We start from the raw sequence: 14691 nt of genomic DNA, 5'->3' as shown, positions 1-14691 counted from the left end.
CGGTCAGTCCTCCAGGAGCGCCTCGTCGCCGTGGCGGTCGCGAAGCGTTTCGAGCCACTCGAGCTGTTCTTGGAGTCGCTTCGGCATCCCCTCGTAGACGTGCGCGAAGATCGCCTCCGGTTCGGCGTCGGCGAACTCTTCGGCGGCCGAGATCGCGTCGGCGACCTCCTCCTCGACGCGAGAGTCGATCGCGTCGACGCGTTCGTCGTCGAGCATCCCGTAGTTGCGCAGGAACGTCTCCAGGCGCGGGATCGGGTCCTTCGCCTTCCAGCGCTCGACTTCCTCCTCGTCCCGGTAGACGGAGGGGTCGTCGGCGGTGGTGTGAGCGCCGAAGCGGTACTGGACCGCCTCGATCAGCGTCGGGCGCAGTTCGTCCTCGCCCGGGTTCTTGGCCTTCGCGACGGCGTCGCGGGTCACCTGGTAGACGGCCAGTGGGTCCATGCCGTCGACCTGGACGCCCTCGAAACCGTAGGCCGTCGCCTTCTGAGCGATCGTCTCGCTGGCGGTCTGGCGCTCGCGCGGGACCGAGATCGCCCACTGGTTGTTGTTGCAGAAGAAGACGGTCGGGGTGTCGAAGACGCCGGCGAAGTTGAGCCCCTCGTGGAAGTCGCCCTCCGAGGTGGCACCATCGCCGAAGTAACAGAGGAACGCCGTCTCTTCGCCCTTCAATTTGGACGCCCACGCGGCTCCCGTCGCGTGGGGTATCTGGGTCGCGATCGGCACGGCGACCGTAAAGAGGTTGACGTCCTCCGGGATGTAGTTGCCGTGCTCGTGGCCCATCCAGTACAGCAGCGTGCGCTTCAGCGAGAGGCCACGAACGAGGCCGGCCCCGTGCTCGCGGTAACTGGGGAAGACCCAGTCCTCCTCGCCGAGTGCCGTCGCGCTACCGATCTGGGCGGCTTCTTGCCCGGACAGCGGCGGATAGGTGCCCATCCGCCCCTGTCGCTGGAGGCTGACCGCCCGCTGGTCGAAGTGCCTGACCAGCCGCATCTGTTCGTACATCCGGACGAGGGCGTCCTCGTCCAGGTCCGGTACCGTCGCGCCCTCACGGACTCGACCGTTCTCGTCGAGCACCTGGACGCGTTCGTCGGGTTCACGTTGTAGCGTACTCACGGGTAGACCCACCTTCGCACGTACGCCGACGTTGTACCGCGCACGGTATAGAATTTTCGTAAATAGTTTACTAACGACGGAATTATTGCGACAGGGTCACACAGGCCGTCGGCGATACGAGTCGGGAGTGGACGTTCGTATTTTTATCGGAAGTTACGGCCATAATCGGCCAATTCTGCCGGGTTTTCGAGTGGAAACTGGACACGTGTCGATGGAATATATATGCGGTGTGAGAACGTGTGTCGAATGGGTGAGTGACACACGATTGGTGGTGGTGGTGGTGGTGGTGGTGGCACACGTCGGCAACCGGTGCGACCGTCAGCAGGTGTTTAGTACACGCAAACGGACGGACAGGGCGTACCGAAGCGATGTGAGGTCGATACGGGCCGGCATCGAGGTGCGAGTGTCACCGCCACGTGCTCGACGGGTGATCGACCACCGGTTCGCTAGCAGCATCGGCCGGTGTCAGTCACCGCCGGCCGGAGACGGACGTCCAGTCGCTCGGGCGTCGGCCCGGGCCTCCTCGACGGTCTTTCCCTCCCGCAGGATCGCATCGACGAAGAGTTCGCCAGCCTTGTACGACGATCGGACCATCGGACCGCTGGCGCAGTAGAGAAAGTCGAGTTCGTCCTCGGCGACGCGGCGCCAGGTCTCGTACTTGTCGGGGTGGTCGTACCGTTTCACGTCCAGGTGGTTGCGCGACGGCTGGAGGTACTGCCCCAGCGTGACGATGTCGACGCCGCGCTCGCGGCAGTCGGCGAGGGTCTGGTAGACCTCGTGGTCGTACTCGCCGTGGCCCAGCATGACCGACGTCTTCGTGTAGATGTCGGACTCGCGGTCGATCTGTTCCAAAACGCCGAGACTCTGTTCGTAGCCCGCGCGGCGGTCGCGGACGGGAAACTGCAGGCGCTCGACGGTCTCGACGTTGTGCGCGATGACGTCAGGGTCCGCGTCGATTATCTTCCGGACGAGGTGTGCCTCACCCCGGAAGTCCGGAATCAGCACCTCGACGAGGATGCCGGGGTGACGCCGTTTGATCTCACGGATCGTCTCGGCGAAGTGGCCGGCACCCTGATCCGGGAGGTCGTCTCGATCGACGGAGGTGAGGACGACGTAGTCCAGCCCGATCTCGGCGATCGCGTCCGCGACGTTTTCGGGTTCGTCCGGATCGAGCGGGTCCATCCCGCCCGTCTGGACGTCACAGAAGTTGCAGGCGCGCGAGCACTTCTCGCCCATCAGCATGAACGTGGCCGTCCCACCCTCCCCCGACCCCGTCCCCGCCCCGCCGGACCAGCACTCGCCCAGGTTCGGGCAGTTGGCCTCCTCACAGACGGTGTGGAGATCGTGTTCGCGGAGCGTCTCGCGGATCCCCGCGAACTCCCGGCCCGACGGGGGTTGCATTTTCAGCCAGTCGGGCTTGCGGGCGCTGCTCATACCCGAAGCGTCGGTGGCGACAGTGAAAAAGCGTGGTGATCCCCGCCCGCCGCCGAACCGGGGGCGCCCCGCACGACTCGAAGCGGGTGAACACCCGCGCGATTCGGGACGAGGCGAACCCACGTGCGCGACGGTAGACGTACGTCGACGGCACACCGGCTCACGATCACCGATGCGGACGGTACCGGCGAACCGAACCGACATACTGTCAACGTAATAGATATGAAAACATTTATCGTTGGTAGCGGCAATTTCCGTACCACCGTATGCTCGACGTCGATCGTGAGGACATCACCGACGGGCCGATCGCACGGACGCTGCTCGTCCTCGCGGCGCCGTTGCTGGTCCAGAACATGGTCCAGGTGGCCCAGCAGCTCGTCGACACCCTCTTTCTCGGCCGCCACAGCGTCGAGGCCGTCGCAGCCGTCGGCCTCAACTTCCCGGTCGTGACCCTGCTGGGCGCCATCACCATCGGTGTGATCGTCGGCACGCAGGTGCTCGTCTCCCAGCGCGTCGGCGCGGGTGAGCTGGACGACGCGCGGCGCGCGGCCGTCAACGGAGCCGGCCTCGGAATTCTCGCCGGCGGACTCGTCGGTGTCGGCGCCTTCGCCCTCGCCAGCGAGGGGATGGCACTGTTCGGTGCGGACGATCTCACGACGCGATACGCCGCCGAGTACCTCGCGACGTACGCGCTCTTTCTGCCCGTACTGGCCGCGAGCGACGTCATCGAGGGAGGGTTCGTCGGCTGGGGCGATTCCCGTGCCGCGCTGTACATCAACCTCCTCGCAGTGGGCGTCAACGTCGTTCTGGACCCGATCCTCATCTTCGGTTGGGGGCCGGTTCCCGAGTACGGCGTCACCGGCGCGGCACTCGCGACCGGTATCGGGTACGGCTGTGGATTCGTGCTCGGGCTGGGACTGTTCCTGGCCGGTCGCGACGGATTCGCGCTCACACGAGACGTCCTCGTCGTCGACGCGGACGACTGCCGCGAGATCGTCGACATCGGGTGGCCGACGGCCGGCCAGTACACCGCGAGCCAGGCCGCGCGCGTCCTGATGGTCGGCGTCGTCTCGGCCGTGGGTGGCTCGCCCGCCATCGCCGCCTACACCGTGGGCGCACGGGTTTCGAGCGTCGCGTTCGTCCCCGCGATGGGCCTACAGAAGGCCGCCCAGAGCATGATCGGACAGAACCTCGGCGCCGACCGGCCCGAACGCGCCCGGCGGACCACCTGGGTCGGCGTGGCCATCGCTGCCGGCGCGCTGACCGCCGTCGGTCTCGTCCAGTTCGCGATTCCGGAGACGCTCGCCGAGATCGCGATACCGGAGGGCAGCGCCCGCGACATCGAGCTGGCCGCGCAGTACCTCGTCATCCTCGCCGTCGGCTACTGGGCCATCGGCGCGACGTACCTCCTGCAGGCCGGCTTCAACGGCGCCCGCCGCACTCGAACCAGCCTCGCCGCCTCCCTCGCACAGTACTGGGTCGTCAGGTTGCCGCTCGCGCTCGTCCTCGCGTATCCGATCGGGCTCGACGTCGAGGGCGTCTTCTGGGCCGTCACGCTCTCGAACGCCGCCATCGCCGTCTCGCTCGGTGCGTACTACCACTACGAGACGGGTGAGGGGATGAACCAGCGCGCCGTCGCCGCCGCGAGCGCGAGCGACTGATCGACGGGCCGTCCGACGACAGGTGGCGGTCCCCACTCGGTCGAGACGTGGCCGACTGCGGCGGAAGTCACTCCCTAACTATGTCCCGGTCGACGAAGTAGGTCCCGTGCGCGCCTCCGGAGAGACGGCCGACTGGGTCCACCTGAGCGACGGCGAGCGCATCACGTGGGCGAGCCGGCCACACCCGATCGCCCTCGGAACCAGGTTCGTCGGCGGGTTCCTGACGGCCCTCGCCGGGCTCCTCGTGGCGAGTTGGGCCTGGACCGCCGATTACGGCCTGGTCGGCTGGCTCGGGATCGGCGTCGCGGTCGTCGGCGTCGCCGCAGCGGTCCTCTCCTACGCGTTCTTTACGAACACGCGGTACGTAATTACGACCGAGCAGCTCTACGCGAAGCGAGGCGTCGTCTCACGCGACGTCACCCAGCTCTCGCTGGACCGAGTGCAGAATACGACCCTGCGACAGTCGGTCGCCGGGCGCCTCCTGGGCTACGGCGACATCGACGTCTACACGGCCGGCTCCGGCGAGCCGGAGGTGACGTTCGAGCGAGCGCCCGACCCGGGCGAAGCCAGAGAGGCCCTGGCGACCCAGATCGGACGGTCTGGAAACGGGACTCGAACGTAACGAGAACGCGAACTGTACCGTGATCCGGCGACCGCGTCCGGACGCGAGCGTGAGTCCGGTCAGGACCGAGCGGCGAGGGTCGAGAGAGCCTCGATCCGGTCGGCCGTCGAGGGGCGGGTGCGAAACAGACGATTCAGCGCGCGTTCGAAGCGCCAGTACGGCGGTTTTCGATCCCCGTCGGGACCGAGCGCGATCGGTTCCGTGGGTTCGAGCGGGAGGATCGAAAGCGAGGAAAGCGCCGCCACCGTCCGAAGGTCGCGGTCGGGCACGGCCTCGATCTCGTCGTCCAGCGCGGCGAGCGCGTCCGCGAGGGCAGATGGCGAGCCAGTGACCTCGACGGCCACCCGATCGGCCACGCGCTCTCTGGCCCGCGAGAGGCGAGCCGTCGTCGCCCGTCCGAGTACCCAGACGGCGCCGGAGAGCAGCCCGACCGGTGCCGTGAGGAGGATCGCCGTGAACGAATCGTCTTCCGACGCGACGGATAGCGCCCACGATTTGGGTCGCGACGCCAGGAGGACCGGAACGGACGCGACGGACATCACCATCGCGTCGCGGTTGGCCACGTGGGCGAGTTCGTGGGCGATCACGGCCTCGAGTTCGTCCGAAGCCGGGCCGTCGTCGCCACCGAGCGCGTCGATCACACGCGTCGAGAGGACGAGGTGGACGCTCCCCGGTCGCACGCCGACGACGAGTGCGTGGGGCGCGGGGCCGTCCGCGAGGGCGATCGTCGGTGTCGGGACGTCGAGTTGCGCGGCGACGCGCGTCGTCAGCCGATACAGCGCCGGGTGGTCGTCGGGGGTGACGACCCGGGCGTCGGCGAGCCGTTCGACGGCCGAGACCTGTCTCCACTCCCGGATGCCGAGCCAACAGAGCGCGACCGCCGTCACGAGGGAAGCGTGGACAGACGCGTCTGCGACACCTGCGAGCGCGAGCAGTCCGTAACTGATCCCCCAGACGCCCGCGAGGAAGCCGACCGTCAGGAGGGTGATCCAGCCGATCGCGACGACGGCCGCGAGGGCGAGGCGATGTCGGTCGGAGCGCATGGTCCACTGTATACGTGTCCGTAATAAAAACTGCCTGGTTCGGCGTGTTCGCGGTACGGGCCCTCTACTGTCCCGGATCCACCGATACTCCCCCGCCATATCCGCGTTTCACCTTTCAGAAAGCATATTACATCCCCGTCGCTCAGGATCGACCCCATGTCCCGACCAGCGAACGGTACGGCGACGATCGGCGGCCGAGTGGCGGCGAGCGCGGGCGTCGGTATCATCCTCGCCGCGATCGGCTACCTGCTCACCACCCTGTTGATCAGGGACGAGGTCAGGGAGACCGTCGACCCCGTCCCGGAGTGGAAAGGAACCGCCTGGTACTACTTCAGCGCCCACTTCGTCGAACTCGAACGGGGTGGGTCCGTCGGCGGTTGGAGCGGCACGGAGACGATCGACCTGATCGCCGAATCGGGTAGCGCGAACGCCGAGTTGCTCTACCTGATCCCGCCGGTCGTTCTCCTGCTCGGGGGTGCGTTGCTGGCGGTCCGACTCGACGCCGGAGATCTCGGCCAGGCCGTCGTCGCCGGCGTACCCGTGACGATCGGCTACGGCGTCGTGATGAGCCTCGGCGCGCTCGTCGCCGAATCGAGCAGCGAAGGGTCGTTCTTCGGCATCGAGACGAGCGAATCGATCGGGCCCGTCCTCCTGCCGGCCGTCGTCATCGCCGGGGTCCTCTACCCGCTCGTCTTCGCGACCGTGGGGTCGGTGGTGGCGTCGCTGATCACCTCTCGGTAACCGGTCGAATCCGTCGACGCGCGGACGATCGCGAAACGGCCGCGTTTTTCTGAATGCGATAGTTTGATGATTTATCCGGCGCAAGTGCGGCCATGCCCGCGATCTCGGTACTCGGCGTCTCCGCGTGGCTCTGCTCACAGCTCCTCGTCTCGTGGGTCGTCTACCGGGAGGCCCGCGTGGCCAATTACCGCTCGCCGCTCGGTCTCGCCGCGGCGACGGTCGCGCTCGCACACATCCTGCTGTTCGTCTCCAGGAGTCTGCTGGCCGTCCTGCTGATCGAGGCCGCCCTCGCGGCCCTGTACTTGCTCGTCGAGTTGACGGTAACGCGACGAACGGTCTCCAGTCGGTGAGTCGATACCGTCGCGTCCGCTCGACGGTACGAGCCGGAAACCGGGAGAACTCGTTCCGTCTGCTCGGCGGCGATCGACGTCCGCAGACGTGAAAGAGCATAGACATTGGCGACGGTGTACGTGCCGAAGCGTACTCTTCGCCGGACGGATCGTTCGGAACGCCACGACGGAGCGCGACCCGATCGTCTCAGAGAGACGGGTGCCGACCGGATACGTGTCACTTGGCGATCGAGACCGGCCCGCGATCGTAACCAATCGAGGGTATTTTGCTCCTCCGATCCAGTGAAACTGCATGGAGACAACGACGGAAACGAAACTGGGTGTCATCGCCGTCGTGGTATTCCTCGGCGCCGGTATCTGGGCGGTGGGGTCGGCACACGCGACCTACACGCAGGCGACCATGGACGAGCCGGTAGCCGTCGAGGCGACGGTTCACCACGTTGGCGTCGCCGAAGATGTGATGTACCTGGACAACGGCGGGACGCGACAACTGTACTATCCGGACGTACACTACACCTACAGCTACGAGGGAGAGACCTACACCAGCGAATCCGTCTACCGGGGTACAGACGTTTCGATGGACACGCGAAGTCAGGCGAGGGCGGTCGTCTCCGAGTACGACGCCGGCGAGGCGGTGACGGCCACTATCGACGGTGCCGATCCCGACACCGCCTACCTGATCGACGAGTACTCGCCGACGATGGAGTACCTTCTCGGTGCAAGCGGCGTCTTTCTGATACTCGCGGCCGCCGCGGTCGTGAGGGGACTCGTCCGGGGGGTCGCCAGAACCGCCTGATTCGGGCAGCGGCCAGGGTCGGTGGGGCGCGAAGGAAACGCCTTTCACCCGCCGTCGCTCCTTGTGCGGTAGATGGACGTCGCCGAGGTTCTCGCCGACTCGCTGGAGGCCGATTTCGCCGAGGCGTTCGCGTTCGAGTCGTTCAACCGAATGCAACGCGAGGCGCTCCCGGCCCTGTTGGAGCGCGAGGAGAACGTGGTCGCGAGCGCGCCGACCGCGTCGGGCAAGACGGCCCTCGCAGAGCTCGCGATCTGCAAGACCCTCGACGCGGGCGGAACCGCTCTCTTCGTCGCGCCGCTGCGCGCGCTGACGAACGAGAAGGAGGCCGACTGGGACCGCTTCGAGGAACTCGACTACTCAGTCTACGTCGTCACCGGTGAGCGCGACCTGAATCCGAGACGAGCCCGTCGAGCCGATATCCTCGTGATGACGCCCGAGAAGCTCGACTCGGCGACGCGCAAACACGACTCTCGGCGGTACGACTTCGTCACCGAGATCGACTGCTGCGTCATCGACGAGGTCCACCTGCTCGACGCAGACGGCCGCGGCTCCGTCCTCGAAGTGACGATCTCGCGACTTCGCCGGCTCTGCGATCCCCGGGTCGTCGCGCTCTCGGCGACGATGCCCAACGTCGAGGACGTAGCCGCGTGGCTCGACGCACCGTCCGAGTGCACGTTCGACTTCGGCGACGACTACCGGCCGGTCGACCTCCACGCGGACGTCAAGACCTACACGCACGGCGAGAACGCCTTCGCCGACAAGTACCGCCGGCTCTACCGCGCGCTCGACCTCGCCGAACCACACCTCCGCGAGGACGGTCAAGCGCTCGTCTTCGTCTCCTCCCGGCAGGACACCGTCCAGGCCGCGAAGAAATCCAGAGACGAGATCGCAGAGCGCGATATCCCGATGGGGGCCCGCGGCGAGTACGACTTCCACACTCGCGCGAAAGAGCTGGAGAACGACACCCTCCGCAAGTCGGTGTTAGACGGGGTCGCGTTCCACCACGCCGGCCTCTCGAAGAACGACAAGGACCGCGTCGAGGAGTGGTTCAAGGAGGGACTGATCGAGTTGCTCTTCTCGACGACGACGCTCGCCTGGGGCGTCAACTTACCCGCCCGGTGCGTGATCATCCGCGATACGAAGTACCACGACCCACTCGAAGGTGAGGTCGACATGAGCCCGCTCGACGTCCTCCAGATGCTCGGACGGGCCGGCCGGCCGGGCTACGACGACGTCGGCTACGGCTGGGTCGTCTGTGACACCGCGGACGCCGACCGGTACCGTCGCCTGCTGCGCGACGGCACCGAGATCGAGTCCCAACTCGCCGACAGCCTGGAGACGCACCTGAACGCCGAGATCGCGATGGGCAACGTCGCGAGCGAGGCCGACGTCTTCGAGTGGCTGGAGACGACGTTCTACTACGAGCGGGGCCAGCGCCGGCCCGCGAAGTACGGCTTCGACACCCTGGAGACGACGGTTCGCGACGCCCTCGAGACGCTCGAAGCGGGTGGGTTCGTGGACCGAGGCGCTCCCGAAGACGGCCGAAGCGGAACGCTCGAAGCGACCGCGCTCGGCCGGCTCACCTCGCGGTACTACCTCGACCTGGAGACCGCTCGCGAGTTCGCCGACTGCTGTGACCGCGCGGCCGCGAGCGGGCTCGACGAGGCGACCGTCTTCGAGGCGATCGCGAAGGCGGGCGCGTTCGACTCCGTCACCACGCGCCAGGCCGAGCGCGACGCCGTCGACGACGTCCTCGCCGGCCAGCCCGTCGGAGACGACGTCGGCTCGAACGGCCAGCGGAAGGTGCTCGCCATCCTCCGGGCGGAAGCGCGCGGCGCGACGCCGAGCGACCTTCGGAGCGACGCCTGGGCGATCACCAGGAACGCCCTCCGCCTGCTCGCCGCGCTGCGGGCGTTCCTCGATCGATTCGCGAGCGGACACGACGCGAACCTCGCCAGCCGGCTCGAAGCGCGCGTCGAGAACGGCGTCGACGAGGCCGCCGTCGGCCTGACCGCGATCGACGGCGTCGGACCCGGCCGGGCGAGCAAGCTCGCGCGGTCCGGGATCCACGCACCGGCGGCCGTCCGGGAAGCGGGCGTGTCGGGACTCGTCGACGCCGGCCTGGACGAGGGTGTCGCGGAGCGAATCCTGCAGAGTGCGCGGTCGCTCCCCGCCGTGGCGATCGAGTGGGGGAGTGACTTCCCGGAGACCATCGCCGTCGGCGAGAACGATATGCGCGAAATCACCGTCACGAACGCCGGCGAGGCTGCCCGCGCCGAGATTCGCGTGTCGGTCAACGGTCTCGAGATGACGAGCACCGACACCTATCTCCGCGGGAGCGAGACCGTTCCCGCCGCCGTCTTCGGCGCACCCGACCACGACACGCTCGAATTGACCGTGAGCGTGGCGTTTCCGGAACTTCCGCTCGTCCCGGTGAGCGAGACGCGGACGATATCGGTCCAGACGGACAGCGAGTGACCCGCGTGTTCGAGTGCGCGCGTGACCTCCCACACTACTCTGTCTGCGATTACACTACTCTGTCTGCGATACGACGGACCCGCGAACGGACCACCACGCGCCGTTTCCATCCGGTACCAGTTTCGTAAACGAGGACACCCGATGACCAGTTGATTTCAGGATAGTTTTGTATCCCGAGTCGTATCGTCCGGCACTGATGGCGCAACTCAGTACCGAGTGCAAGCGACACCTAGAGGATGCGCTCGACGCCGACGACGCACAGGAGAAAGACTTCCACATTCGGCAAGTGATTCAAGCGTCAGGAATGGGAGACGTCGCGGACGAGTACCGCCGAGTGACGAACCACTGAGACGAGTCGCGATTCGATCCAGTGGCGAGTTTTCACAGACGGTCGCTCTCGGTACGGTCGCGGATCGTTTCCCGAAGTGCAGCCGGTTCGTCGACGACCGCATCCGCCCGCGAATAATCGATTTCGCCGTGGGCTGGAATACGGTACGCGACGACGGTCATCCCCGCGCGATCGGCGGCCTCGATGCCGTTCGCCGAATCTTCGACGGCGACGCACGCCGACTGTTCCTCCCCCACTCGTTCGGCCGCGTACTCGTACACGTCCGGCGCGGGTTTGCTGGCCCCGTCGACGTCGTCGGCGCTGATCACGGCGTCGAACGCGTCCACGAGGGCGAATCGATCGAGGACGAGATCGATCCAATCGTGTGGCGACGAGGAGACGACGGCGACCGTGACACCCCCCTCACGGAGGTCGGTGAGCAGATCCCGCAGACCGGGCAAGAGCGCCACGCGATCCGTGTAGACCTCTCGGGCCATCTCGTCGAACCGATCGATCCACTCGTCGCGGGAGATGGCCGTCCCGTACTCGGCGTCGAGATAGTCGTAGATCTCTCTGAAGTTCATACCGGACGTCTCGTTCAGGTCGACGTACACGTGTGGAACCGCGTCGGGAAGGAGGTCGTCCTCCTCGAAGTCGACCCAGTAGTCCTCGCTGTCTACCAACACGCCATCCATGTCGAAGAGAACAGCCGTCATCGGGCGGCAGTAGGGTATGGGGTCTGAAAGTGATTCGGTTGCGTGGACGGACGGTTCGATTGTACAGCCGGAGGCCCGGCCCGTCGACGTCGGCGCGTCGAGCGACTACCGCACGACCGTCCCGCGGCGTTCGTGTTCGAGTTCCGTCGCGACCGACTCGGCAACCTCGGTTCCAAACTCCCGTTCGACGATCCATATCGCGAGATCGATCCCGGCCGTGATGCCACCAGCCGTGAGGACGTCGCCGTCGTCGACGGCCCGCACGCCGGAGTCGTCGTGGACGTCGCTCGCCGTCGCGGCCAGGTCGTCGACGGCGGCCGCGTGCGTCGTGGCCGGCCGGTCGTCTAGCAACCCGGCCTCGGCGAGGACCATCGCGCCGGTGCAAACCGACGCGACGGTCGTCCCGGCATCTGCCAGCGCCGCCACCGCCTCCGGGAGCGATCCCTCGTCGACGACACGCCGAACGCCGCCGTCGTCGCTCGTCCACCCGCCACCGGGAACGAGCACTAAATCGGGACCCGTCTCGACGTCGAGCATCCCGTGCGGCTCGACGAGGAGACCGTGACTCGCGGTCACCCGTGCCGTGTCGGCTCGCGTGACGAGCGAGACGTCGAGGTCCGCACCGAACGTACGCGCCGTGTCGAACACCTCGTACGGCCCGACGGCGTCCAGTTCGTCGAACCCGTCGAAGAGCACGATATCGACGTCGAATTCCGCCATGAAGAGCGATTCCACGGCCAGGAAAATACGCGTTGTGCCCCGTGACGATCCGGACGTCGGTCGTGTAACCGCACAGGAAAATGTTTGCGGTGTTGATCGGAATGTATCCACCATGGTCTCCGTCAGCCCTCGCCACCAGGACGCCGCACTCGTGGTCTGTGCGGTCGTGCTCCTCGCGGCGCCGCTGTGGGTCGCGCCGCTCGGCCTCGCTGAACCCACGTATCACTACGATCACGCAGAAGTCGTCGTCGACGATGGAGAGATACGGTTCGCCGATTCGAACGTCGCCACACAGGCCTGGCCACTGAGCGAGCAACTCGCCTGCACCGGCCGGGACCACCGTACCTGTGCGTTCGAGACCTACCTCGCCGGCGGTCCGTCGATACCGGGACTGACGTACACGACGAATCCGAACGCGACGGAATCGATGAGTGACAGTCCCCGGGATTACGAGTACGTCGTCGGGACGGATGGCGTGTACGAGCCCGCGTCCGAGGTGAGCGACGCGCCGGAAACGGTCGACGGGTACGCCGACCTGTACCGAATGAACCTCTCTGTCGATCGGGTCCCGGCGAGGGGCGCGCTCCGGGCGATCGCGATCGACAGCGACGATGTCTCAGCACCCGTTCGGGAGGCGGCCGCGTCGGGACCCGCGGAGAGCGGAATCGACGCCGATCCCCCGAAGACACCCGTTCGGACGGCCGACGGGTCGTACTACCGGGTGTACCGAAGCGGGACGGAGGACCCACCGGCGATCGAACGGAGTCTCGAACGCGGACTCACGATCGGATCGCCGCTGCTCGGCGTCGGACTGATGCTGTTCGTCTCACGACAGTTCGAGGTCAGCTACACCGGCGGCGGGTCCTGACGAGCCACGGCTCGCCGTTCACCGTCGCGGGATCGTCTCGGCGAACTTCTCGCGATCGTCGTGGAAACAGTCACCGACGACGATCGCGTCGGCGCCGGCATCCAGAATCTCCTCGGCCTTCACCCGCGAATCGATACCGCCGCCGTAGAGGAGGACGGTCTCGTCTACGTGTTTCGCCGCGGCCGCGACGTCCTCTGGGCCGCCGTACGTCCCGGAGTACTCGACGTAGAAGATCGGAAAGTCGTAGAACGTCTCGGTTGCGAGCGCCGCACCAGCGACTTCCTCGGTCGTGAACGGCTCGGTGGCGCCGGCTGTTCGAGCGGCCGCCGAGTCCGTGTGCTGGATGACGTACCCCTCACCGACGATCTTCTCGGAGATATCGGCGACCGCGTCCTCGGCCTTCGACTCGATGACGCTGCCGACGACTGGTAGGCTCGTCCCCAGCATCGAGGCGGGCTTGCTCGCGAGTTCGGTGTACATCGAGAGGTGCTTGCCGACGAAGTGGGCCATGTCGCCGTTGTAGACCGCTGGAATCGAGAGGACGTCCACGGCGTCGACCGTCGCCTTCGTCACCTGGTCGGCGTCGTAGGGCTCCTGAAAGATCGGGACGTCCGGGGCGGCCTCGCGAACCGCCTCGATCGTCTCCAGCGTGTTCTCCTCCGTGACGCCGTCGGAGCCGCCGACCATCACGAGGTCCGTCGCGGCGAGCAGCGACGCCGGATCGGCCGGCATCGCTTTCTCCGGATCGACCTTCGTCACGTGGTCGATCCCGGTCCAGTCGAGCTGCATGCACGAGTCCACGGAACCGGCTCATATACGTTTGCTGATCTGCGTTCTCTCCGACGAGCGCCGGGATCAGCGGTCAGGTCGGACGATCCGGCGCGAGAGTGCAACCGATTCGTACCCAGCCGACTCGCAGCGGATCACACCGCGACCGCCGCACCACGGCGTGTGAGCGGAGCGCGACGCTCGACGATGCGCGATAGCGCGACGGTATCCGACCGCACGTTTATATACTAACCCGCGGCCAGACGGCCCATGCTCGACGACACGATCCGGGTCCTCGCGGGTGACTGCACCGTCATGTTCGACGGCACCGACCGCGAGGAGTACCGCGGCCGCGTGACGACGATCGTCAAACCGGACAACACCGTTCTCGTCCACGACGTCGACGGCTACCAGCCCGTCGCCTGGCTCACCCGCGCCGACAGCGTCGCCACCGACCGCAACGGCGGGTTCACCCTCGTCGCGAAGAAGGACGTCCAGACGCTGCGCATCGCCACGCACGACCGGGAGGGATTTACGAACTACCGCGCCTCGCCGGCCGGCACGCCCGTCGGCGCGTGTCCGACCTGCGACGGGACGCTCGTCCGGACCGACGGCGTCCGCTGCGTCGACTGCCACGAGCGCTACGCCATCCCGGCGGACGCGACGGTCCGGGAGGAGCACTGCGACTGCGGCCTCCCGCGCATCCGTGCCGAACGCGGCCTCGCGTTCGACGTCTGCCTCGACCGCTCCTGCGAGTCCCTCGACGACGCCGTCCGCGAGGCGTTCGATCGCGAGTGGGACTGCCCCGACTGCGACGGCGACCTGCGTATCCTCCGCCGGGGCGGCCTCATCGCCGGCTGTGAGCGCTACCCGGAGTGTGAGAACGGCTTCGTCGTCCCCAGCGGCGTCGTCGACGGCACCTGCGCCTGCGGACTCCCCGCGTTCGACGTCGGAACCGATCGCCGCTGTCTCGACGCCGCCTGCGACCGACTCGTCGAATCGCCGGCGGCCGACTGAGATGGACGAGCGCGAGCACCGGCGATCGGCTGGGGT

General features: G+C 67.0%; 15 protein-coding genes. 9 read left to right on the top strand and 6 right to left on the bottom strand.

What is annotated here, in order from left to right:
* Window positions 1-3: 3 nt before the first annotated feature.
* A complete protein-coding gene (pdhA, locus tag NO366_RS05845; protein ID WP_256533390.1) occupies window positions 4-1113 on the bottom strand; it encodes a pyruvate dehydrogenase (acetyl-transferring) E1 component subunit alpha in 1110 nt (369 codons plus the stop codon).
* 465 nt (window positions 1114-1578) lie between these two features.
* Entirely contained in the window at window positions 1579-2547 is a 969-nt protein-coding gene (lipA, locus tag NO366_RS05840) for a lipoyl synthase (RefSeq protein WP_256533389.1), read from the bottom strand.
* Between the two features lie 266 nt (window positions 2548-2813).
* On the opposite strand from lipA, the gene NO366_RS05835 reads away from it, so the two are divergent.
* Both NO366_RS05835 and NO366_RS05830 read left to right on the top strand, forming a co-directional pair.
* A complete protein-coding gene (locus NO366_RS05835) occupies window positions 2814-4208 on the top strand; it encodes an MATE family efflux transporter (RefSeq protein ID WP_256533388.1) in 1395 nt (464 codons plus the stop codon).
* Window positions 4209-4314: 106 nt separating this feature from the next.
* Window positions 4315-4830 (top strand): PH domain-containing protein, encoded by a 516-nt coding sequence (locus NO366_RS05830; protein ID WP_256533387.1) that lies wholly within the window; start codon window positions 4315-4317, stop codon window positions 4828-4830.
* Window positions 4831-4889: 59 nt separating this feature from the next.
* Here NO366_RS05830 and NO366_RS05825 read toward each other — a convergent pair whose 3' ends face one another.
* Entirely contained in the window at window positions 4890-5873 is a 984-nt protein-coding gene (locus NO366_RS05825; protein WP_256533386.1) for a M48 family metalloprotease, read from the bottom strand.
* 156 nt (window positions 5874-6029) lie between these two features.
* Between NO366_RS05825 and NO366_RS05820 the strand changes: the two genes are divergently transcribed.
* From NO366_RS05820 to NO366_RS05800, 5 genes are all read left to right on the top strand, one after another.
* A complete protein-coding gene (locus tag NO366_RS05820) occupies window positions 6030-6614 on the top strand; it encodes a DUF7978 family protein (protein WP_256533385.1) in 585 nt (194 codons plus the stop codon).
* Between the two features lie 92 nt (window positions 6615-6706).
* Entirely contained in the window at window positions 6707-6964 is a 258-nt protein-coding gene (locus NO366_RS05815) for a sporulation control protein (RefSeq protein ID WP_256533384.1), read from the top strand.
* 292 nt (window positions 6965-7256) lie between these two features.
* A complete protein-coding gene (locus NO366_RS05810) occupies window positions 7257-7760 on the top strand; it encodes a DUF3592 domain-containing protein (RefSeq protein ID WP_256533383.1) in 504 nt (167 codons plus the stop codon).
* A 72-nt stretch (window positions 7761-7832) separates the two neighbouring features.
* Window positions 7833-10238, top strand: a complete 2406-nt coding sequence (locus NO366_RS05805) for a DEAD/DEAH box helicase (protein ID WP_256533382.1) — start codon at window positions 7833-7835, stop codon at window positions 10236-10238.
* A gap of 196 nt (window positions 10239-10434) precedes the next feature.
* Window positions 10435-10587: a hypothetical protein gene (locus tag NO366_RS05800; protein WP_256533381.1), complete on the top strand. Its 153-nt coding sequence runs from the start codon at window positions 10435-10437 to the stop codon at window positions 10585-10587.
* A 32-nt stretch (window positions 10588-10619) separates the two neighbouring features.
* On the opposite strand, the gene NO366_RS05795 is transcribed toward NO366_RS05800, so the two are convergent.
* Together NO366_RS05795 and NO366_RS05790 are read right to left on the bottom strand one after the other, a co-directional pair.
* On the bottom strand, window positions 10620-11282 hold the full coding sequence (locus NO366_RS05795; RefSeq protein ID WP_256533380.1) for an HAD family hydrolase: 663 nt from the start codon (window positions 11280-11282) through the stop codon (window positions 10620-10622).
* Window positions 11283-11387: 105 nt separating this feature from the next.
* A complete protein-coding gene (locus NO366_RS05790) occupies window positions 11388-12002 on the bottom strand; it encodes a DJ-1/PfpI family protein (protein WP_256533379.1) in 615 nt (204 codons plus the stop codon).
* A gap of 112 nt (window positions 12003-12114) precedes the next feature.
* On the opposite strand from NO366_RS05790, the gene NO366_RS05785 reads away from it, so the two are divergent.
* A complete protein-coding gene (locus NO366_RS05785; protein ID WP_256533378.1) occupies window positions 12115-12870 on the top strand; it encodes a DUF8127 domain-containing protein in 756 nt (251 codons plus the stop codon).
* Between the two features lie 18 nt (window positions 12871-12888).
* Here NO366_RS05785 and NO366_RS05780 read toward each other — a convergent pair whose 3' ends face one another.
* Window positions 12889-13659, bottom strand: coding sequence for a geranylgeranylglyceryl/heptaprenylglyceryl phosphate synthase (locus tag NO366_RS05780; RefSeq protein ID WP_256533377.1), 771 nt, complete (start codon window positions 13657-13659; stop codon window positions 12889-12891).
* Window positions 13660-13908: 249 nt separating this feature from the next.
* Here NO366_RS05780 and NO366_RS05775 point away from each other — a divergent pair, with 249 nt between their 5' ends.
* Window positions 13909-14655, top strand: a complete 747-nt coding sequence (locus tag NO366_RS05775) for an endonuclease NucS domain-containing protein (RefSeq protein ID WP_256533376.1) — start codon at window positions 13909-13911, stop codon at window positions 14653-14655.
* Window positions 14656-14691: the final 36 nt, after the last annotated feature.

The sequence above is a fragment of the Halovivax cerinus genome (assembly GCF_024498195.1).
Classification (GTDB): Archaea; Halobacteriota; Halobacteria; order Halobacteriales; family Natrialbaceae; genus Halovivax; species Halovivax cerinus.
This window is presented reverse-complemented; position numbering and strand designations above follow the sequence as displayed.

Excerpts from the sequence above, each read along its gene's own strand:
- NO366_RS05825 (WP_256533386.1), bottom strand. The coding sequence starts at position 5,873 with ATGCGCTCCGACCGACATCGCCTCGCCCTCGCGGCCGTCGTCGCGATC.
- NO366_RS05815 (WP_256533384.1), top strand. The coding sequence starts at position 6,707 with ATGCCCGCGATCTCGGTACTCGGCGTCTCCGCGTGGCTCTGCTCACAG.
- NO366_RS05810 (WP_256533383.1), top strand. The coding sequence starts at position 7,257 with ATGGAGACAACGACGGAAACGAAACTGGGTGTCATCGCCGTCGTGGTA.
- NO366_RS05775 (WP_256533376.1), top strand. The coding sequence starts at position 13,909 with ATGCTCGACGACACGATCCGGGTCCTCGCGGGTGACTGCACCGTCATG.
- NO366_RS05835 (WP_256533388.1), top strand. The coding sequence starts at position 2,814 with ATGCTCGACGTCGATCGTGAGGACATCACCGACGGGCCGATCGCACGG.
- NO366_RS05785 (WP_256533378.1), top strand. The coding sequence starts at position 12,115 with ATGGTCTCCGTCAGCCCTCGCCACCAGGACGCCGCACTCGTGGTCTGT.
- NO366_RS05805 (WP_256533382.1), top strand. The coding sequence starts at position 7,833 with ATGGACGTCGCCGAGGTTCTCGCCGACTCGCTGGAGGCCGATTTCGCC.
- NO366_RS05790 (WP_256533379.1), bottom strand. The coding sequence starts at position 12,002 with ATGGCGGAATTCGACGTCGATATCGTGCTCTTCGACGGGTTCGACGAA.
- NO366_RS05800 (WP_256533381.1), top strand. The coding sequence starts at position 10,435 with ATGGCGCAACTCAGTACCGAGTGCAAGCGACACCTAGAGGATGCGCTC.
- NO366_RS05780 (WP_256533377.1), bottom strand. The coding sequence starts at position 13,659 with ATGCAGCTCGACTGGACCGGGATCGACCACGTGACGAAGGTCGATCCG.
- lipA (WP_256533389.1), bottom strand. The coding sequence starts at position 2,547 with ATGAGCAGCGCCCGCAAGCCCGACTGGCTGAAAATGCAACCCCCGTCG.
- NO366_RS05820 (WP_256533385.1), top strand. The coding sequence starts at position 6,030 with ATGTCCCGACCAGCGAACGGTACGGCGACGATCGGCGGCCGAGTGGCG.
- NO366_RS05795 (WP_256533380.1), bottom strand. The coding sequence starts at position 11,282 with ATGACGGCTGTTCTCTTCGACATGGATGGCGTGTTGGTAGACAGCGAG.